13 protein-coding genes are annotated in these 19,027 nt (G+C 70.2%); 8 read left to right on the forward strand and 5 right to left on the reverse strand.

Features of this window, described 5'->3' with window-relative positions; genetic code table 11:
• Positions 1-71 precede the first annotated feature (71 nt).
• Positions 72-275, reverse strand: a complete 204-nt coding sequence (locus OO70_RS04765) for a cold-shock protein (protein ID WP_019056860.1) — start codon at positions 273-275, stop codon at positions 72-74.
• Positions 276-528: 253 nt separating this feature from the next.
• The gene (locus OO70_RS04770) at positions 529-8,376 is read right to left on the reverse strand and encodes a type I polyketide synthase (protein WP_043664434.1); all 7,848 of its coding nucleotides are present in this window, start codon (positions 8,374-8,376) and stop codon (positions 529-531) included.
• A 279-nt stretch (positions 8,377-8,655) separates the two neighbouring features.
• On the opposite strand from OO70_RS04770, the gene OO70_RS04775 reads away from it, so the two are divergent.
• Positions 8,656-9,585 carry an oxygenase MpaB family protein gene (locus OO70_RS04775; RefSeq protein ID WP_043664437.1) on the forward strand — a complete coding sequence of 310 codons (930 nt, stop codon included), beginning with the start codon at positions 8,656-8,658 and terminating at the stop codon, positions 9,583-9,585.
• 91 nt (positions 9,586-9,676) lie between these two features.
• On the opposite strand, the gene OO70_RS04780 is transcribed toward OO70_RS04775, so the two are convergent.
• The 3 genes from OO70_RS04780 to OO70_RS04790 all read right to left on the reverse strand — a co-directional run bounded on the left by OO70_RS04780 (position 9,677) and on the right by OO70_RS04790 (position 11,887).
• The gene (locus tag OO70_RS04780) at positions 9,677-10,303 is read right to left on the reverse strand and encodes a DUF1349 domain-containing protein (RefSeq protein WP_043664439.1); all 627 of its coding nucleotides are present in this window, start codon (positions 10,301-10,303) and stop codon (positions 9,677-9,679) included.
• Between the two features lie 209 nt (positions 10,304-10,512).
• On the reverse strand, positions 10,513-11,319 hold the full coding sequence (locus OO70_RS04785) for a class II aldolase/adducin family protein (RefSeq protein ID WP_078651245.1): 807 nt from the start codon (positions 11,317-11,319) through the stop codon (positions 10,513-10,515).
• A 118-nt stretch (positions 11,320-11,437) separates the two neighbouring features.
• Positions 11,438-11,887, reverse strand: a complete 450-nt coding sequence (locus OO70_RS04790; RefSeq protein ID WP_043664442.1) for an Lrp/AsnC family transcriptional regulator — start codon at positions 11,885-11,887, stop codon at positions 11,438-11,440.
• Positions 11,888-12,067: 180 nt separating this feature from the next.
• Between OO70_RS04790 and OO70_RS04795 the strand changes: the two genes are divergently transcribed.
• The 7 genes from OO70_RS04795 (at position 12,068) to OO70_RS04825 (ending at position 18,980) form a co-directional block, all read left to right on the forward strand.
• Complete coding sequence (locus tag OO70_RS04795) at positions 12,068-13,213, forward strand: acyl-CoA dehydrogenase family protein (protein ID WP_043664445.1); 1,146 nt, start codon at positions 12,068-12,070, stop codon at positions 13,211-13,213.
• A gap of 40 nt (positions 13,214-13,253) precedes the next feature.
• Entirely contained in the window at positions 13,254-14,015 is a 762-nt protein-coding gene (locus OO70_RS04800; RefSeq protein WP_043664449.1) for an SDR family NAD(P)-dependent oxidoreductase, read from the forward strand.
• A gap of 69 nt (positions 14,016-14,084) precedes the next feature.
• Positions 14,085-15,224, forward strand: a complete 1,140-nt coding sequence (locus OO70_RS04805) for a thiamine pyrophosphate-dependent dehydrogenase E1 component subunit alpha (RefSeq protein WP_043664452.1) — start codon at positions 14,085-14,087, stop codon at positions 15,222-15,224.
• A gap of 8 nt (positions 15,225-15,232) precedes the next feature.
• Positions 15,233-16,189 (forward strand): alpha-ketoacid dehydrogenase subunit beta, encoded by a 957-nt coding sequence (locus tag OO70_RS04810; RefSeq protein WP_199827261.1) that lies wholly within the window; start codon positions 15,233-15,235, stop codon positions 16,187-16,189.
• Between the two features lie 13 nt (positions 16,190-16,202).
• A complete protein-coding gene (locus OO70_RS04815) occupies positions 16,203-17,489 on the forward strand; it encodes a dihydrolipoamide acetyltransferase family protein (RefSeq protein WP_043664457.1) in 1,287 nt (428 codons plus the stop codon).
• 129 nt (positions 17,490-17,618) lie between these two features.
• Positions 17,619-18,314, forward strand: coding sequence for an alpha/beta hydrolase (locus tag OO70_RS04820; protein ID WP_043664460.1), 696 nt, complete (start codon positions 17,619-17,621; stop codon positions 18,312-18,314).
• Positions 18,315-18,380: 66 nt separating this feature from the next.
• Positions 18,381-18,980 (forward strand): helix-turn-helix domain-containing protein, encoded by a 600-nt coding sequence (locus OO70_RS04825; protein WP_043664462.1) that lies wholly within the window; start codon positions 18,381-18,383, stop codon positions 18,978-18,980.
• Positions 18,981-19,027 lie beyond the last annotated feature (47 nt).

Raw genomic sequence — 19,027 nt, forward strand, 5'->3', positions numbered from 1 at the left:
GCTTGGAAAAAGCAGCGAGCTGGGGCCCGCACCCCAAGGTGCGGGCCCCAGCTGCGAAGTAAACGTCGTCGTTACGCAGGAACGATGTTCTCGGCAGTCGGGCCCTTCTGGCCCTGCGCGATGTCGAAGGTCACCTTCTGACCCTCCTGCAGCTCGCGGAAGCCCTGGGCGGCAATGTTCGAGTAGTGGGCGAAGACGTCAGCGCCGCCACCGTCCTGCTCGATGAAGCCGAAACCCTTTTCCGCGTTGAACCACTTCACGGTGCCACTGGCCATTTTGTTCTCCTTCGGGGCGGTCAGCGGAGTCCGCACTGTGCGGGCTCCGTGTCGCCGTGATGATCACCCCGCCGGAAGAAAGACCGGACACACAAAAAAATGCTCCACCGCCTCGGAGGGCGGTGCGGGCATCTGAAGGGTTTGGCAACCACAACTGCAACTGAGATCAAGACTAGCACGGCGCGATCGTCCGTGTGCGGCCGTTAATTCCGTTTCTCACGTCGCCGACATAGATATTCGATCGGCTCCCTGGTTACGCGAGCGTGTCGATCCAGTCACGGATGACCTTAGCTGTCGTCGGGGCGTCCTCCTCCAGGACGCTGAGATGGGTGCCGGTGGTCTCCGCGGTGTCCTGGACGCGAGGCCAGGACGAACGCCACTCCGGAGGCATGTCCGGCAACGGCTCGGACGCGCGCACCAACAAGGTCGGCACCGGTGTCGGCTCGGGCTGCCACCCCCGGAACATCCGGGTGTACGCGCCGAGCGACAGCAGCGCCAGATCGTCGACCAGAGTGTCGAATCTCTCTCCGACGGCCAGGGGAACCCGGGCGGGCAGTGACAGCAGCCACGGCTCGGCCTCTCGGTCCGGGGTGATGTGGTACGAGTCGATCAGCACCAGTCCGGCCGGGGGAGCGCCGAGAGCGGTCAGCCGGCCGGCCAGCGCGTGGGCGGCCGTACCGCCCATGGAGTGGCCGACCAACACATAGCGGCGATCGCCGAGTTGGTGCCGCACGGTCGTGGCGTGCGAAGCGGTCAGGGTCTCCAAGTCCCGTGCCACCGCGTCTCCGTGGTCGACGCCGGAGTGCCGCACCTCGAAGACGTCCCGCTCGCCCTCGAAGCAGGGGGCGAGCCCCGCGTACCAGGGACGGCCCAGGGTGGTGGCGAAGCCGGGAACACAGACGAGAGCGGGGCCCTGGGTGCCCGCGGCCAGCCGCAGCGGCGGCAGCGCGTGCCGGGCGGCCTCCTCCGGGCCGAAGACGGGCGCGCCGATGGAGGCGGTCACCAGCAGATGCATTGCGGATACGACGTCACCGGTCTCGCAGACCTGCCGATACAGGGCCGGCAGCGACTGCCCGGCTCCACGCCCGCGTCCACGGGACCGTGCCGGTGACGGGGCGGTCGCGACGGCGGGCTCGTCGGGCAGGACGCCGCGCAGCTCGCCGTACAGATGCTCGGCCAGCTGTTCCGTGTCCGGCCAGTCGTAGGCCACCGTGACCGCGAGCGGTGTTCCGGTCAGCAGGCTCAGCCGGTTGCAGAGCATGACCCGCATCAAGGAGTCGAGGCCCAGCTCCGAGAAGTCCCGGTCGACGGCGTCGGCGTCCGTGTGCCCGAGCACGGCCGCGACCTCGGTACGGATGAGCGCCTGGAGGGCCGGGAGCCGCTCGGGCAGGGGCAGTCCCGCGAGGCGATCACGCCAGGACCCGGCCGCGTCGTCCGGCACCGCGCCCCCGCTCGCTGTCATGGCGGAGGCCGACCGCCGCTCGGCGCGCAGCAGTCCACGCAACGGCGGCGGAACAACCGTCCCGGCCGGAACCGCCTTGGGCGAGCGGTCCAACGGCAGTGGCGCGAGGACCGGTTCGTCACTGCCGAGCGCGGCGTCGAAGAGCGCGAACGCCTGCTCCGGGGAGACCGAGCGCACCGGCCCGCCGTGGACCCGGCCGCTCCGCGCCGCCATACCCTCCCCATCCGCCCACGCGCCCCAGGCCAGCGACAGCGCGGGCAGCCCGAGTGCCGCGCGATGGCGGGCGAGCGCGTCCAGGAAGGAGTTCGCGGCCGCGTAGTTGGCCTGACCGGGGTTGCCCAGCAGCCCGGCCGCCGACGAGAACAGCACGAAGTGCGACAGCGGCAGCTCCTTCGTCAACTCGTGCAACTGCCAGGCCGCATCGGCCTTAGGCCGCAACACCGCCGCCAGCCGCTCAGGAGTCATCGACGCGAGCACGCCGTCGTCCAGGACGCCGGCCGCGTGCACTACGGCGGTCAGGTCGGGGCCGAACGTCTTGAGAACGGAGGCCAGTTGATCGCGATCGGCGGTGTCACAGGCCACCAGGTCCACCTGCGCGCCGGATTGCCCCAGATCGTCCCGCAACTCTGCTGCGCCGGGCGCCTGTTCGCCGCGTCGGCTGAGGAGTACGAGCCGCCGCACTCCATGGTGCTCGACCAGGTGCCGGGCCAGCATCGCTCCCAGGGATCCGGTGCCGCCGGTGATGAGGACGGTGCCTCCGCCGAGGGAGTCGTCGGGCGCCTCCGAACTGGGTGACGCCGTCAGCCGGGGGACGCTCAACATGCCCTCGCGGACCGCGAGTTGCGGTTCCCCCGTGGCGAGGGCGGCGGGCAGCTGTCGTAGCGATTCGGGGTGGTCGTCCACGTCCACGAGGGTGAGGCGTCCGGGGTACTCGGCCTGCGCGGTGCGCAGGAGTCCCCAGACCGTGGCGGCGGGCAGGTCGGGTGACGGGTCTGCGGCGCCGCGGGTGACCACGGCCAGTCGTCCGGTACCGGCGAGGTGTGTTTGCAGCAACTCCAGTGCCCGGACGGTAAGTTCGTGCGCCTCGGTTGACGGGTCCGTGTCGACGGGGGCGGCTAGGGACGCCACGATTGTCTCCGGCGTCTCCTCGGACCAGGACGCCTCGTCGTCGGCGGAGGCAAGGATGGAGGACAGGCCCAGGTCGTCCGTCTCCGACATCGCCACGGCGGGGGCATTGCCGGCGGCCGGAACGCGCGTCCAGCGCAGCCGGTACAGCTCTCCGGCCGGGGGACCGATCCTCGGTGCCGGTCGGGTGGTCATCGACTCCAGCCGGGCCACGGGCGCGCCCGTCGGGGTCGCGAGGTCCAGGGTGATCGAGTCGGGGCCCGTCGTCGTCATGCGGACGCGCAGTGCCGTCGCTCCCGTGGCGTGCAGGGTCAGGCCCTGCCAGGCGAACGGCAGGCGGGGCGGGCCGGCGGGCGGTTCGGCGAGCAGGCCCGCGTGCAGGGCGGCGTCCAGCAGGGCCGGGTGGAGGATGTGGCGCCGGGCGTGCGGGACCGGCACCGGGCCGATCTCTGCGAACAGTTCCTCGTCCCGCCGCCACAACGCCGTGACGCCCTGGAACGCCGGACCGTACGCCAGCCCGGCCTCGGCCACCCGGTCGTAGGCGCCGGAGAGATCCACCCGCGTAGCACCCGCCGGTGGCCACGCGGTGAGAGGAACCGCGCCGTCCGGAGCGCCCAGTACGGCCGGGCCGAGCCGCCCTGTCGCGTACTGCGTCCAGGCGCCGAGCGCACCGGACTCCTCGGGCCGCGCGTATACGTCCGCCGCGCGGCGCCCGGTGTCGTCCGGCTCGCCCAGGAACACCTGGACCTGGACGCCTTCCTCGTCGTCGGCGGGCAGGAACAGCGGGTTCAGCAGGGCGAGTTCCTCCAGCACGGCGAGACCGCACAGGTCGCCCGCGTGCAGCACGAGGTCGGCGAACGCGGCGCCCGGCACGAGCGTGTGGCCGCCCACGACATGGTCGCGCAGCCACGGTTGGGCCGCACCGGACAACCGGCCGCCGCACAGCAGGCGTTCCGTACCCGGCACCGTGACCGTCTGGGTCAGCAGTGGGTGCCCGCTGCCGGTGTGCGCGTCGGTGCCGGTGTCGGACAGCCAGTAGCGCTGTCGCTGGAAGGGGTAGGTCGGCAGGTTCTCGACACGTCGGGCGCCGCTGTCCGCGTACACCCGGTGCCAGTCCAACGGCACACCGTGGACGTGGAGTTGGCCGAGTGCGTCGAACACCGTCCTCGGCTCAGCGCCGTCCCGGCGGGCCGCTGGGGCGAAGAGGAGTTCCTTGCCGGTCCCGGCCAGGCTCGCCGCAGCCTGAGCCGTGAGCTGGGTGGCCGGGCCGATCTCGGTGAACGCGGTCACCCGTCCGTCGTGCGCCAGCCAGTGCACGGCGTCCCCGAACCGCACGGCCTCACGAGCGTGGCGTACCCAGTACTCGGCAGAACGCAGTTCCTCCCCGGTGGCCGGAAGCCCGGTGAGGCCCGACACGACCGGGATGGTGGGGGAGCGGTACGTCAACTCGCCCGCGACACGGCCGAATTCGGCAAGCATCGGCTCCATGAGAGGGGAGTGGAAGGCATGGCTGACCCGTAGCCGGACGGTACGACGGCCTCGTACGGCGAACCGTTCCGCGAGCGCGAGGACCGGCTCCTCCGCGCCGGAGACCACGGCCGCGCGAGGTCCGTTCACGGCCGCGATCGCGACCCCGTCGGACAGCTCTGCCGTCACCTCCGCCTCGGTGGCGTCGAGTGCCACCATGGCACCACCCTCCGGCAGCTCCCGCATCAACCTCCCGCGCGCCGCGACCAGTTCGACGGCGTCCGCCTCGGACAGCACGCCCGCACAGTGGGCCGCCGCCAGCTCGCCGATCGAGTGCCCGGCGAGGAACTCCGGCCGTACGCCCCAGGATTCGAGCAGTCGGAACACGGACACCTCGAAGGTGAACAGGGCGGCCTGCGTGAAGTCCGTACGGTCGAGGAGCGCGTCGTCGTCGGCGTTCCAGAGCACCGAGCGCAATGGACGCTCCAGGTGGGCGTCGAAGCGTGCGCACAGGGCGTCGAAGGCGGCTGCGAACACCGGGAAGGTGTCGTACAACTCACGGCCCATGCCCGTCCGTTGGGCTCCTTGGCCGGTGAACAGCAGGGCCAGGCGGGCGGAGGAGCTGGCGGTGTGCGGTGGAGCGGAATCCGCCAGGGTGTCGAGGGCGGTCAGTGTCGTCGTCCGGTCGTCGGTGGTGACGGCGGCTCGGTGGGGGAGGGCGGCCCGGGCGGTGGCATGGGTGAACGCCACGTCCAGCAGGGCGAGTTCGGGGTGCTCGCGCAGGAGGATGGCGGTGCGTGCGGCCTGTGCCAGGAGGGCGGCGGGGCTCGCGGCCGAGAGCAGCAGTGGGGGTGTCACCGTGCGGCGCGAGGTCCGTTCGACGGCCTCGTCGGGCTCGGCCTCCTCCAGGATCACGTGGGCGTTGGTGCCGCCGATTCCGAACGCCGATACGGCTGCGCGGCGCGGGCGTCCGGGCTCGGGCAGCCACTCCTCGTCCCGGGACAGCAGTCGTACGGTGCCCGACGACCAGTCCACGTGCGGTGACGGCTCGTCGGTGTGGAGTGTGCGGGGGAGGCGGTCGTGGTGCATCGCCAGGACGGTCTTGATGACGCCGGCGACTCCGGCCGCGGCCTGGGTGTGTCCGAGGTTGGACTTCAACGAGCCCAGCCACAGCGGTCGTTGGGCGGGGCGGTCCTGTCCATAGGTGGCGAGGAGCGCCTGTGCCTCGATCGGGTCGCCGAGCGCGGTGCCCGTGCCGTGTGCCTCCACGGTGTCGATGTCGGCCGGGGACAGTCCCGCGTCGGCCAGCGCCGAGTGGATCACGCGTTGCTGGGCGGGGCCGTTGGGCGCGGTGAGCCCGTTGGACGCGCCGTCGGAGTTGACGGCCGAGCCGCGCAGCACGGCCAGCACGGGATGGCCGTTGCGCCGGGCGTCGGAGAGCCGTTCCAGCAGGACCAGGCCGACACCCTCGCCCCAGGCGGTGCCGTCGGCCGCCGCCGAGAAGGGCTTGCAGCGGCCGTCCGGAGCCAGCCCGCGCAGTCTGCTGAACGCGATGAACGGGCCGGGCGACGACATGACCGTGACGCCGCCGGCGACGGCGAGGGAGCACTCCCCGTCGCGCAGGGACCGTACGGCCGAATGCACCGCGACCAGCGATGACGAGCACGCGGTGTCCACCGTCACCGCCGGTCCGCGCAGCCCCAGCGTGTAGGCGATGCGGCCGGAGGCCACACTGCCGGCCGAGCCGAGGGCGAGGTGTGCCTCCAACTCGTGCCCGGCGCCGTGGAGCAGACGGCTCGCGTAGGTGGCGTGCATGACGCCGACGAAGACGCCGGTGTCGCTGTCACGCAGACCGGCCGGGTCCAGGCCCGCCCGCTCCAGCAGTTCCCAACTGGTCTCCAGGAGCAGTCGCTGCTGTGGGTCGGTGGCGAGCGCCTCGCGGGGCGACATGCTGAAGAAGGCCGCGTCGAAGTCGGCCGCGCGGTGCAGGAAGCCGCCCCGGCGAGTGACCGACCTGCCGAGGCGGTCGGGGTCGTGGAGATCGGCCACGTTCCAGCCGCGGTCGGTGGGGAAGTCGGAGGTCGCGTCGGTGCCGGCGGCGACCAACTGCCACAAATCCTCCGGGGATTCGACCCCGCCCGGGTAGCGGCAGGCCATGGCGACGACGGCGATGGGCTCCCCGGGGTCGGTGCGGTGGCTGACGTCGGACGCGCGTGTGGGCTGGGGTCGGTTGTCGCCGTGCAGCGCGTCGCGCACCAGGGCCGCCACGGCCGTCGGCGTGGGGTGGTCGAAGACGAGTGTCGCGGGCAGCGCGAGGCCGGTCGCCGTGCCCAGCCGGTCGCGCAGCAGGACAGCGCCGAGGGAGGTCAATCCCTGTGCGCTGAACGGCACTTCGGAGTCCAGCTCCCGCACGGGGATGTCGAGAGTCCGTGACGTCACTTCGAGGATCAGGTCGAGTACGGCGTCGGACTCGGCCGCGAGCCGCTCGCGCAACGCGGCCGACGCGGCCGTACGTTCCGCCGCGAGGCGCTCCGGCACCTGCTCGGCGAGCACGGCGCGGGCGATCTTGCCCGACGCGGTACGGGGAAGGGACGCGGTCGGATAGATCTCGTCCGGCACCTTGAACCCGGACAGCCGCTCCCGGCAGGCAGCGAGCGCCCGCGCCGTGTCGACCCCGTCCGGGCCGGGCACGACGAAGGCCACCGGCACCTCGCCCAGCACGTCGTGCCGCCGGCCGACCACTGCGGCGTCGGCGACATCGGGGAGGGCCAGCAACACCCGCTCCACTTCGGAGGGGTTGATGTTCACACCGCCCCGGATGATCAGTTCCTTGACCCTGCCGGTGACATGGAGATGACTGTTCGCGCCGCGTCGGCCGAGGTCCCCGGTGCGGTACCAGCCGTCCGTGAACGCCTCCTCGGTCGCGTCCGGACGGTTGTGATAGCCGGCCATCAGACCGGGACCGCGCACCCAGATCTCGCCCTCGTCCCCGTCGCCGGCCTCCGCACCGGTGGACGGGTCGGTGATCCGGACGTCCAGCACCAGCAGCGGAAAACCGCGCGAGGAGTCGTCAAGGGGGCCGTCGAGCCGCTCGACCGCGATCTTTCCGCAGGTCTCCGTGGAGCCGTACCCGTCGAGCAGGGGAGCGGCCAGGACCCGCTGGACCTCGGCCCGCAGTTCAGGCGAACAGGGCGCCCCACCGCTGATGCACACCCGCAGCGACGCCGGCACCGGACGCGCCGTCTCCCGCAGCGACTCCAGCAGGAGCCGGTAGGTCGCGGGGACCCCGCCCAGGATGGTGAACGGCTCGGCGGTGAGCGCCTCGGCGACATTCGCGCCCGGCGCGAGGACGCGCGCGGTCGCACCGACCGAGACGACGCCCAGCAGACACACGGAGTGGCCGAGGGCGTGGAACATCGGCACCGGCCAGAGCAACCGGTCCTGTTGCTCCAGCCCGTACGCCGGCACGTAGGCCGCCGTCACCGACCACAGCGCCGAACGCTGCGTGGACACAACGCCCTTGCTCTGCCCGGTCGTGCCCGAGGTGTAGTGGATCCAGGCCGGCTCGTCCAGCCCGAGATCGTCCCGGGGCGCGGTGGTCGGGTCCGTCCCGGCGAGGCTCTCGAACGCGACCGCACCATCGACCGGTTCCTCCTGCCCGACGACGATCACCCGCTGCACGGCGGCCAGTTGGGCCAGCGGTTCCTCACTCACGACCGCCACGGCACCGCTGTCGTCGAGGAAGTACGCCAACTCCTCTTCCGAGGCACCGGGGTTGAGCAGGACACCGATCGCCCCGGCGCGCAACACACCGAGCCAGGTCTCCACCAGCTCCACCCGGTTGCCCAGATGGATCGCGACCCGGTCCCCACGCTCCACCCCGAGCCGTACGAGATGTCCCGCCAGTCGGGCGGTGCGCTGTTCCAACTCCCGATAGGTGACGGCGCGTCGGTCGTCCAGGTAGGCGGTCTTGGCGCCGATCCGGGCCGAGTGCTCCCGCAGGATGCCGGGCAACGTCTGCGTCAACTCGTCACCAGAAAAAGCCATTTCTCCCCCTTTGGCCACCAACCCCGAGTGGCAACCGTACGACAGTCGTCACCGACTGCATCTTCGACGCGGCATGCGCCCGCCCCCGCTCCCGGCAACTACGCTCGCGTCATCAGCGTCGCCGACACACTCCGGGACGTGCCGGCCACTCATGCCCACCAAGACGTTGGAACTGATCAACAGGTTGTCCGGCCAGGCCCGGCTCGGCGAACTGTTGCGGAGGAACGGCGGCTGTACCGCTCGTGGGCCTTGTAGAACAACTCGCAGCCTGGAGGACCAGTGACCACACCCGGCGACCGCCGGACGCCCGAGCCGCTCGGTCCGTCGTCAGTGGCCTGGCGGTACTTCAGCGACTGGCGGGGCATGCTGATCGGCCTCTGGGCAGGGTCCCTGCAGAACATGCATCCCGCCCTCGGCGCCGGAGTCGAGGAGCACTCGCAGTTCTTCGAGGAGCGCTGGGAGCGGCTGCTGCGCTCGCTCTACCCGATCGCCGGGGTGATCTACGACGGCCCGGACGCGGCCCGAACCGCCCGCGCGGTGCGCGACTACCACGTCGACATCAAGGGGATCGACAGCCGGGGCCGCCGCTATCACGCGCTCGACCCGGACACCTTCTTCTGGGCACACGCGACCTTCGTCATGGTCCCGGTGCTGGTGTGCCAGTACTTCGGCCGGCCGCTGACGGCTGTACAGAAGGAGCAGCTCTATGTCGAGAGCCTGCAGTGGTACCGGCTCTACGGGGTCAGCGACCGGCCCGCTCCGGCCGACTGGTCAGGATTCACCGCGTACTTCGAGCGGATGTGCGCCGACGTCCTGGAGGACAACCGGGCGGCACGCGCCGTGCTGGACATCCGCCGCATAGGCAAGCCACCCGTGCTGAGGTGGCTGCCGGACGTGGTGTGGAGGGTGCTTCGTGTACCGGTGACGCGGCCCTTCGTATGGCTCACGGTCGGGATGTATCCGCCCGCGGTGCGCGCCAAGTTGGGCTACCGCTGGTCGCGTCGGAGCGCGCTAGGGCTGTGGCTGCTGGGCCGTACCGTCGCACTCGGCTGGCACCTGGTGCCGTTCGAGCGGCGCTACCACCCACGGGCCAGGGCCGGTTGGCAGCGGGTCCGGGGTCTCGCCGTAGGACCGGTCGAGACGCCGCTGCGGAATCTGCCGCCGGAGGAGCGACGGGGTGACGGCAAGCACTACGTGCCGGAGGCGTGAGGAGCCGAGTTCGTCCAGGACCAGCCGGTGCAGGCCGAGATGACGACGTAGGTGATCGCCCTCGGGTCCAGTCCGTCTGCCGTGCCTCGAGTCACGAGCCGTCGCGCAGTTCGCGCAGGCGCTCGCAGGTGAAGCGGATGTCGTCGAAGCAGACGACGCAGCCGTCGCCGGTCGGTGACTGCGCCTCGAAGCCGATGGAGACCGGCGTGGACGCGTCGCCGACGGCGAAGAAGCGGATCATCCGCCAGGTCTTGCCGTCGAGGGAGGCGTGGTAGGCGAATGCCTGGTCGATCCGGGAGACGCGCAGCCATACCGTCCGCCCGTCGACCACGAAGGCGTTGGCGTCGTCCGAGACACCGCGGGTGATCACGGAGACGATCATGGGTTCGCCGTCGGGGGAGTACTCGAAGCAGAGCTTGCCCCAGTGGCGGTCGTCGATCCACAGGAGCAGCACGCCGGCGTCGTAGGTGGAGGCGAACTCGACGGTGAGGCGCGCGCTGAACTGGAAGTCGCCGTCCGGCGGGACGCCGACCAGGGTCGCCGCGTTGAGCATGGACTCGGCGTTGAGCTGTGAGTCGGCTCCCGGGTCGATGAAGATGTCGCTGCGGGGAGCCGCAGTGGCGGTCACTGTGCCGGTCGCCTCGTCGATGGTCCACGCCTCGCCCGATGACGACGCGAGGGTGAAGGGCAGCCCGGGCACGTGATGGGTGAGGGGCATGTCGTTTCCTCCTGCGGTCTGTTCTTGGGCAGATGTGGAACGAGGTCGTGGGGCGGGCGACGTCCTCGGTGAACTCCCGGGGCAGGAAGTACCGTTACAGGCCGATGCCGTTCTGTACAGCGTCTACGTCGTCTTCCCCGTCGAGCACTCGGTTCGCACCGCCTGGACCGCTGTTCGTCCCCGCCGCCCTCGGCCGTGCTCCCGGTGGCTCACTCCAGCACGTCGGGCTCTTCCTCCACCACGAGGTCGGCCAGCAGGTTGAAGTTGTGGCGGGCCATGTTGGCGTTGCTGAACTGCCGGTGGGCCAGGGTGACTTCCTCCTCGGTCATGATGCGCGGCTTGCCGGCGGCGTCGGCGAGAAGTTGCATCTGGCAGGCGCGCTCCATGCTGATGAACCACCACGCGGCCTCCTCGACGGACCGTCCGACCGTCAGCAGGCCGTGATGCCGGAGGATGGCCGCCCTCCGATCGCCGAGGCGGGCGGCGATCCGCTCGCCCTCGGTCTTCTCCAGGACCAGGCCCTTGTACTCGTCGAACAGGACGTGGTCGTCGTAGAAGGCGCAGGACTCCTGCACGATCGGATCCAGGAGCCGGTCCAGTGACGCGAAGGCCCTGCCGTGGATGGTGTGGGCGTGCGCCACCGCCACGACGTCCGGACGGGCGTGGTGGATGGAGGAGTGGATCCAGAAGGCAGCCTTGTTGGTCCTGCGGTCGCCCTCGATGACGCGGCCTTCTTCGTCGATGAGCAGCAGGTCGCTGACGCGGATCTTGGAGAAGTGCACCGCGTACGGGTTGACCCAGAACCTGTCGGGGAACTCCGGGTCCCGCGCGGTGATGTGTCCGGCGATGCCCTCGTCGTAGCCGTAGCGGGCGAAGATCCGGAACGCGGCGGCCAACTGCCGCTTGCGGTGCGCGCGTTCGGCCTCGATGGTGCCGCGGCTCTCCGCCAGCCGGGGAATGTCCAGTTCCTCGGCGTTGTCGAAGTCGATGTCGTTGCTGCCGGCGGTGATGGACATCGGCAGGTCCTTTCCGGTGGGCGGTCACGAGGAATTTCTTTCAGGCTGCAACCATCCTTCGCCCCGTGTCAACCTCAGAGGCAAGATTATTTGCCTCATGGGTACATCGCTCGCCGGTTCAGTCACCCCTGCGCCATGCGCCCAGCACCATGAGCGTCTTCGTGCCGATCACGGCGCCGGTGCGCCGGAGACGGTCGATGACGTCTCGCAAGTGCTGCACGTTTGCCACCCGGACGCGGACCAGGGCGTCGGGGTCGCCCGCGACGGTGAAGACCTCCAGGGCCTCCGGCACGCTGGTGGCGGCCATGGTGATCGCCTCGACCTTGACGTCGCCGGCGAACCGCAGCTCGACGAAGGCCTCGAAACCGGCCCCCAGTTTTCCGTGGTCGAGGGTGACCGTGTAGCCGGAGATGACTCCGACCCGCTCCAGCCGGTCGACCCGGCGTTTGACCGCCGACGGGGAGAGGCTGACCCGCTCCGCGATCTCCGTCATCGTTCGGCGGCCGTCCTCGACCAGCAGATCGAGAATCGCGCGGTCGACGCTGTCGATGAGTTCCGTGTCGGTCATGCGCTCGTCCTCCTACTGGTGCCTGTTCTTTGCGCGCCTGCATGTCCTGGCTCCACTTTTTTGCATCGCATGCAAGATACCTGCAACTTAATTGCCATGGCCTGGGTCCCGCCGCTCCACTGGCAACGCCTGTAACTGGTCGGCGACCGCCGTTCGAGGACGTGAGGAAGGGACCCAGCGGTGAAGGTTGAGCGCGAACTGCCCTCCGGCGAAGCCCGGGAGCTACTGGAACTGACGGTCGAGATCGCGGACAAGGAACTCGCCCCGCGTGCGGACCGGTTCGAGGAGGAGGGCCGCTTCCCGCGTGAGGTGTTCGGCCTCCTGGGCGAAGCGGGGCTGCTGACCCTTCCGTTCGGCGAGGACGTCGGGGGAGGGGGCCAGCCCTACGCCGTCTACCTGCAAGTACTCGAAGAGCTCGCCGCGCGGTGGGCCGCCGTGGCCGTCGGCGTCAGCGTCCACACCCTGTCGTGCCACCCCGTCTCCGCCTTCGGCTCCGCGACACAGCAACAGACGCTGCTGCCACGGCAGTTGAGCGGCGCCGCCCTCGGCGCGTACTGCCTGTCCGAGGAGCACGCGGGCTCCGACCCCAGTGCCATCCGGGCCGGCGCGAGACGCGACGGCGAGGCGTGGGTGGCCCGGGGCACCAAGGCCTGGGTCACCCATGGTGGCCAGGCCGACTTCTACACCGTCTTTCTGCGCACGTCCCCAGATCCGCGCGACGGCATCTCCTGCTTCCACGTGGACGCCCGGTCACCCGGTCTGAGCGCGGGCGCTCCGGAGCGCAAGATGGGGCTGCGCAGTTCGACCACCGCGCTGATGAACTTCGACGATGTGCGCATCCCGGGCGACCGGCTGATCGGCGAGCCCGGCCAGGGCCTGAAGATCGCGCTGTCCGCACTCGACGCCGGCCGACTCGGCATCGCCGCGGTCGCGGTCGGGATCGCGCAGGCCGCGCTCAACCACGCGGTCGACTACGCACGCGAACGCCGGACGTTCGGCCGTCGCATCATCGAGCACCAAGGTGTCGGATTCCTGCTCGCCGACATGGCGGCGCGCACCGAAGCCGCCCGCGCCACCTACCTCGCCGCCGCGCGCCGCAAGGACTCCGGCCAGACGTTCGGCCGGCAGGCCAGCATGGCCAAACTCATCGCCACGGACACGGCCATGGCCGTGACCACCGACGCCGTCCAGGTGCTCGGCGGTGCCGGATACGTCCGTGAGCACCCGGTGGAGCGCTATATGCGCGAGGCGAAGATCACCCAGATCTTCGAGGGGACCAACCAGATCCAGCGCATGGTCATCAGCCGCCATCTCGCCGACTCCTGAACACATCACGTTTCCAACGAACTTGAGGAAGGCGGGCGCCATGGCGCATCGCGATGCTGTTGCCGTCATATCGGGAGGCGGCTCGGGGCTGGGGCGGGCGACCGCCCACCGGCTGCACCGACAGGGCCGTACCGTCGTGCTGTTGGACCTTCCGGGCGGTCAAGGGGAGGCCGCAGCCGATGCGTTGGGGGAGCACGCCCACTTCGTCGCGGCGGATGTGACCGATCCCCACCAGGTACGGCGGGCCTTCGCGTACGCGGCCGGTCATGGGCCGGTGCGCGCGGCGGTCAACTGCGCCGGCGTCGCGACGCCCGGCCGCATCCTGAGCAAGCGGGGAGTGCTGCCCGCCGAGGACTTCCGGCGCGTGGTCGAGATCAACCTGCTCGGCACCTTCCACGTGCTCGCCGCCGCTGCCGCCGTCATGGCCGGCAACACCCCGGACAACGGTGACCGAGGCGTCATCGTGTGCACCGCGTCGATCGCCGCCTACGACGGGCAGATCGGCCAGGCCGCGTACGCGGCGAGCAAGGGCGGGGTTGCCTCGCTCACCCTGGCCGCGGCCAGGGATCTCGCCGACTCGGCCGTCCGCGTCGTCACCGTCGCGCCGGGGCTGTTCGACACCCCGCTGCTGTCGGGACTGCCGGAGAAGGCACGCACCCAACTGGGCGCCGCCGTACCGCATCCGTCCCGTCTCGGCTCACCGGACGAGTACGCAGCCCTCGTCACCCACATCCTCGACAACCCGATGCTCAACGGCGAGGTCATCCGCCTCGACGGCGCCCTGCGCATGCCCCCGCGCTGAATCCCCTTACGGAGAAAGCCCGTTGACCCGCGCTCCACGTCGAGAGCATCGCCCGGAAAGAGAAGACGCATGGCACACGCCGTACAACACCCGCCGTCGGACACATCGCTGGCCGATCCGCCTGTACAACTGCTAGATCCGTCAGGGAAGTTGAGCGCGGACGTCAGGCTTCCCCTGGACATGGCGACCGTCGACCTCCCCGCCCTCTACCGCGACATGGTGCTGGCCCGTCGGCTGGACACGGAGGCCATCGCGCTGCAACGGCAGGGCGAGTTGGGGCTGTGGCCCTCGCTGCGCGGGCAGGAGGCGGCACAGGTCGGTGCGGCGCACGCGCTGCGCGGCCAGGACATGGTCTTTCCCACCTACCGGGAGCACGGCGTGGCTTGGTGCCGCGGGCTCGACCCGGTCTCCCTGTTGGGGCTCTTCCGGGGTACCACGCTGGGCGGTTGGGATCCCTACGAGCACCACTTCAACCTGTACACGCTGGTCATCGGGGCGCAGACCCTGCACGCGGTCGGCTACGCCATGGGCCTGTACCGGGACGGCAGCACCGCCTCGGGCGAACCCGATCGCGATACGGCCGTGCTCGCGTTTCTCGGCGACGGCGCGCTGAGCGAGGGCGAGACGAACGAGGCGTTCATCTGGGCCGCCGCGCAGAACCTGCCCGTCGTCTTCTTCTGCCAGAACAACCAGTGGGCCATCTCCGCGCCCTACAGCGTGCAGAGCCAGATCCCCGCGGCCAGGCGAGCCGCCGGATACGGCTTTCCGGGCATCCGCGTGGACGGCAACGACGTACTGGCCTGCCTCGCCGCGACACGCCAGGCGCTGGATCAGGCGCGATCGGGTGGCGGTCCGACACTCATCGAGGCCGTCACCTACCGCGTCAACGCCCACACCACGGCTGACGACGCGAGCCGGTACCGCCCCGCAGAGGAGACCGAGGACTGGACGGCCCGAGACCCGCTGGAGCGACTGCGCACCCACTTGCAGGCCGTAGGCGCTGTGACCGACGAGTACTTCACCGACCTCGAACAGCGTGAGCGGGACCTGGCTGAACGACTGCGCAGCGGCTGCCGCGGACTCGCCGAACCCGACGCGTCCTCCCCCTTCGAGCACACCTATGCGCAGATGCCCGCCGATCTGCGCCAACAGCTGCGCGAGCACATGGAGTTCGTCTCCAGGGGGCCGCAGGACGGAGAACGGAAGTGAGCACCTCCATGGTGAAGGCCCTCAACGACGGTCTGCGCCAAACCCTGACCGACGATCCCCAAGTCCTGCTCATGGGCGAGGACATCGGCCGGCTCGGCGGTGTGTTCCGCGTGACGGACGGACTGCGCAAGGAGTTCGGCGAACTGAGGGTGGTCGACACCCCGTTGGGGGAGGCCGGCATCGTCGGCGCGGCGATCGGACTCGCGATGCGCGGCTACCGGCCCGTCTGCGAGATCCAGTTCGACGGCTTCGTCTACCCGGCCGCCAACCAGATCATCACCCAACTCGCCAAACTCCGGCACCGCTCGGCGGGCCGCATCTCCCTGCCCGTCGTGATCCGCATCCCCTACGGCGGAGGCATCGGCTCGATCGAGCACCACTCGGAGTCACCGGAGACTTACTTCGCCCACACGGCCGGGCTGAAGGTGGTCACCTGTTCGACCCCGCACGACGCGTTCCACATGATCCAGCAGGCCGTGACCGACGACGACCCCGTGGTGTTCCTCGAACCCAAACGGCACTACTGGACCAAGGGAGAGGTCGGCCCGGCCCCCGACCTCCCGCTGGAGCGGGCCGCCGTCCGCCGCGAGGGGACGGACGTGACGCTGATCGCCTACGGCCCGACCGTGCCGGTCGCCCTGGAGGCGGCCGACGCCGCAGCGGAGGAGGGCCACAGCGTGGAGGTCGTAGACCTGCGCAGTCTGTCTCCGTGGGACGTCGCGACCGTCCGCGCGTCCGTGCACCGCACCGGGCGGGCCGTCGTCGCCCATGAGGCCGCCTTCTCGCACGGGTTCGGTGCGGAGGTCGCCGCACGGCTGCAGGACGAGGAGTTCCACTTCCTCGAAGCACCCGTCGTGCGGGTGACCGGATACGACACCCCTTATCCGCCCAGCCGGCTGGAGTCGGACTGGCTTTCCGGTGTCGACCGGATCCTCAACGCCATTGACTGCAGCCTGAGTTACTAGGAAAGGCCCCGCCGTGACGAGCCCGCAGCAGTTCCTGCTCCCCGACGTCGGCGAGGGCCTGACGGAGGCGGAGATACTCGCCTGGTCGGTCCGGCCCGGCGACACCGTCGAGGTCAACCAGATCCTCGTCGAGGTGGAGACGGCCAAGGCCGCCGTCGAACTCCCCTCGCCCTACGCCGGCGTGGTCAGCACCCTCCACGCGGACGTGGGGGAGTTGCTCGCGGTCGGCAAGCCGCTCATCACGATCGACACCGACCCGTCGGGAGAAGTGGCGGTCGGAGGGAGGGCGCGGCAGCCGGACCCGCAACAGGCCGCCCTGCTGGTCGGATACGGTCCGCAGGAATCGGGCACCGGCCGCCGCAGAAGGCGCCCCGCCCATGCACCTCACCGTGTCGAGGGCGACGGCCCGAACCGAGCCGCTGCCCGAACGGCGGCCAAACCACCGGTCCGCAAACTCGCCAAGGACCTCGGAGTCGACCTCGCCACCGTCGCCCCGACCGGCCCCGGGAACACCATCACCCGCGAGGACGTCCACGAGGCCGCCCGACGCGCGGCCCCGCAGACCACCTCGGCCCCCACCACATCCCAGGCCTCTGAAACCCGCATTCCGATCCGCGGCGTACGCAGGCATACGGCCGCCGCCATGGTCGCCTCCGCCTTCACCGCACCGCATGTCACCGAATTCATCACCGTCGACGTCACCGCCACCATGCGCCTTCGTGAACTCGTCGCCGGGCGCAGGGAGTTCCGCGAACTGCGGGTGACGCCCCTGCTGTTCTTCGCCCGGTCCTTCCTGATCGCGCTGGCCAAGAACCCTGAGGCGAACGCCAGTTGGGACGAGTTCGCGCAGGAGATCGTGTTGAAGCACTACGTCAACCTCGGTGTGGCGGCAGCGACGGACCGCGGTCTGGTCGTGCCGAACATCAAGGGCGCGGACCGGATGTCGCTGCACGAACTGGCCCAGGCGCTGGCGGCCCTCACCACGACCGCCCGAGCCGGCCGGACTTCGCCGCAGGACATGACGGGCGGCACCGTCACGCTGACCAACGTGGGTGTGTTCGGCGTGGACACCGGCACCCCCATCCTCAACCCGGGAGAGGCCGCGATTCTCGCCGTCGGTGCTGTCCGCCGTATGCCCTGGGTCGTCCAGGGCGACAACGGAGACGAACGCATCGAGCCCCGGTGGGTCGCCCAACTGGCGCTCTCCTTCGACCATCGGCTCATGGACGGTCGGCAGGGTTCCGAGCTGCTGGCCGACACCGCGGAGATCCTGCGCGAACCGGGGCTCGCGATGCTGTGACGTCCCCCTGGGTGGTCGACCGTGCGGCCTGTGAGGCAACTTATTTTGCCCATGAGGTTGACTTGGGTGAGCCGGGCCGTGACCCTGTGGGAAAGAGCGAGGGCTCTGGAGTCTCAGGAGGAGCGGGCCATGGCGACGTTCGTGCTGGTACACGGTTCATGGGGTGGCGGCTGGGTGTGGGGCCGGTTGCGCCCCCTGCTGGAGAGCGCGGGCCACACGGTTCTCACGCCCACGTTGACCGGCCTCGCCGAGCGGCGCCAACTCTCGTCGCCGGACGTCGGATTGAGCATGCACGCGCGAGAAATCGCCGAACTCCTCGAATTCGAGCGGGTGGAGGACGCGATCCTGGTCGGGCACAGCTACGGCGGGATGGTGATCACCGGGGCCGCCGCACTCGCCGCCGATCGTGTCGGGCAGGTGGTGTACGCGGACGCCTTCGCCCCCGTCACCGGTGAGTCGGCGTTCACGATGCTGCCGTGGCTGGGGCCGGCGTTCGCCGAATCGCCGGGGCCCGCCGAGTGGGAGGTGGCACCGCTCGACCCCGGGTTGCTCGGCGCGGACGACGACGGGGTGGCGTGGCTTGCGGGCAGGCTGACACCGATGCCGCGGTTCACCCACGCGGAGCCGCTCGGTCCCGGCAGCGAAGAGGTTCTGGCCAGCAGGCCCGTCAGCTATGTCTACTGCGCCGACCAGGCCCTGTTCACCGACATCGCCGCCTCGGCGGAGAAACGTGGATTCCGGGTCGTCGCGCTGTCCGATGTCACCCATGTCGGGCTGCTGACGAGCCCGGACGTACTCGCGCGGGAGTCGCTGAACCTCGTATAGAGGGAGGCCGTCCGATGTGCCTGGCAGGCGGGTTCTATTGCCTCAGGGGCATGTTATCGTGCGGGAATGTCGATCGAGGACACTGATCTGTGGGTTGCCCAACGTCTCAAGGACATGCGCAGCGAGCGTGGCATCACCTTGACGACACTCGCCGAACAGACCGGCATTTCCTCGGCGCATCTCTCGCGCCTGGAGAAGGGCGTACGCAAGCCGTCCATCGGCAGCCTCTTGCAGATCGCCCGCGTGTACGGCGTATCCATCAGCGAGTTGGTGCAGGAACCCGATCAGGACGACTTCCATCTGGTGCGCGCCGACGCGGCGATGACGCGTGACGGGCAGGACGGCCGCTACACGGTACTGAGCGGCCCCCGCGAAACGATGTCCGTCATCCGGGTCGAATTGGCGGCAGGCAAACACACCAAGACCGCCCGGCACGTCGGTGAGGAATGGCTGCACGTGGTGTCGGGGGCGATCGCAGTCGATATTTCGGGTGTGACGCTGCAACTCGGTGCCGGGGATTCCGTGCATTTCGACTCGTCGAAGGAGCACCGGCTTACGAACGCGGACGATGCCGTCGCCACCGTACTGATCGCATCGACGGCGGCGACCGTTCCGATGCGGCACCCCATTCCGGCATCACGGCGCAATGCGGCGGACTCGCGCTGAGGATCGGGTGCACCCGATCCGTGTCCCCGCCGCAAGGGAGACACGGA

It is taken from the genome of Streptomyces xylophagus (assembly GCF_000716435.1).
Lineage (GTDB): Bacteria > Actinomycetota > Actinomycetes > Streptomycetales > Streptomycetaceae > Streptomyces > Streptomyces xylophagus.

What these genes read in the sequence shown, in the direction of transcription:
- OO70_RS04765 (WP_019056860.1), bottom strand. Translation starts at nt 275, where the DNA reads ATGGCCAGTGGCACCGTGAAGTGGTTCAACGCGGAAAAGGGTTTCGGC.
- OO70_RS04770 (WP_043664434.1), bottom strand. Translation starts at nt 8,376, where the DNA reads ATGGCTTTTTCTGGTGACGAGTTGACGCAGACGTTGCCCGGCATCCTG.
- OO70_RS04780 (WP_043664439.1), bottom strand. Translation starts at nt 10,303, where the DNA reads ATGCCCCTCACCCATCACGTGCCCGGGCTGCCCTTCACCCTCGCGTCG.
- OO70_RS04825 (WP_043664462.1), top strand. Translation starts at nt 18,381, where the DNA reads ATGTCGATCGAGGACACTGATCTGTGGGTTGCCCAACGTCTCAAGGAC.
- OO70_RS04785 (WP_078651245.1), bottom strand. Translation starts at nt 11,319, where the DNA reads ATGTCCATCACCGCCGGCAGCAACGACATCGACTTCGACAACGCCGAG.
- OO70_RS04790 (WP_043664442.1), bottom strand. Translation starts at nt 11,887, where the DNA reads ATGACCGACACGGAACTCATCGACAGCGTCGACCGCGCGATTCTCGAT.
- OO70_RS04820 (WP_043664460.1), top strand. Translation starts at nt 17,619, where the DNA reads ATGGCGACGTTCGTGCTGGTACACGGTTCATGGGGTGGCGGCTGGGTG.
- OO70_RS04810 (WP_199827261.1), top strand. Translation starts at nt 15,233, where the DNA reads ATGGTGAAGGCCCTCAACGACGGTCTGCGCCAAACCCTGACCGACGAT.
- OO70_RS04805 (WP_043664452.1), top strand. Translation starts at nt 14,085, where the DNA reads ATGGCACACGCCGTACAACACCCGCCGTCGGACACATCGCTGGCCGAT.
- OO70_RS04800 (WP_043664449.1), top strand. Translation starts at nt 13,254, where the DNA reads ATGGCGCATCGCGATGCTGTTGCCGTCATATCGGGAGGCGGCTCGGGG.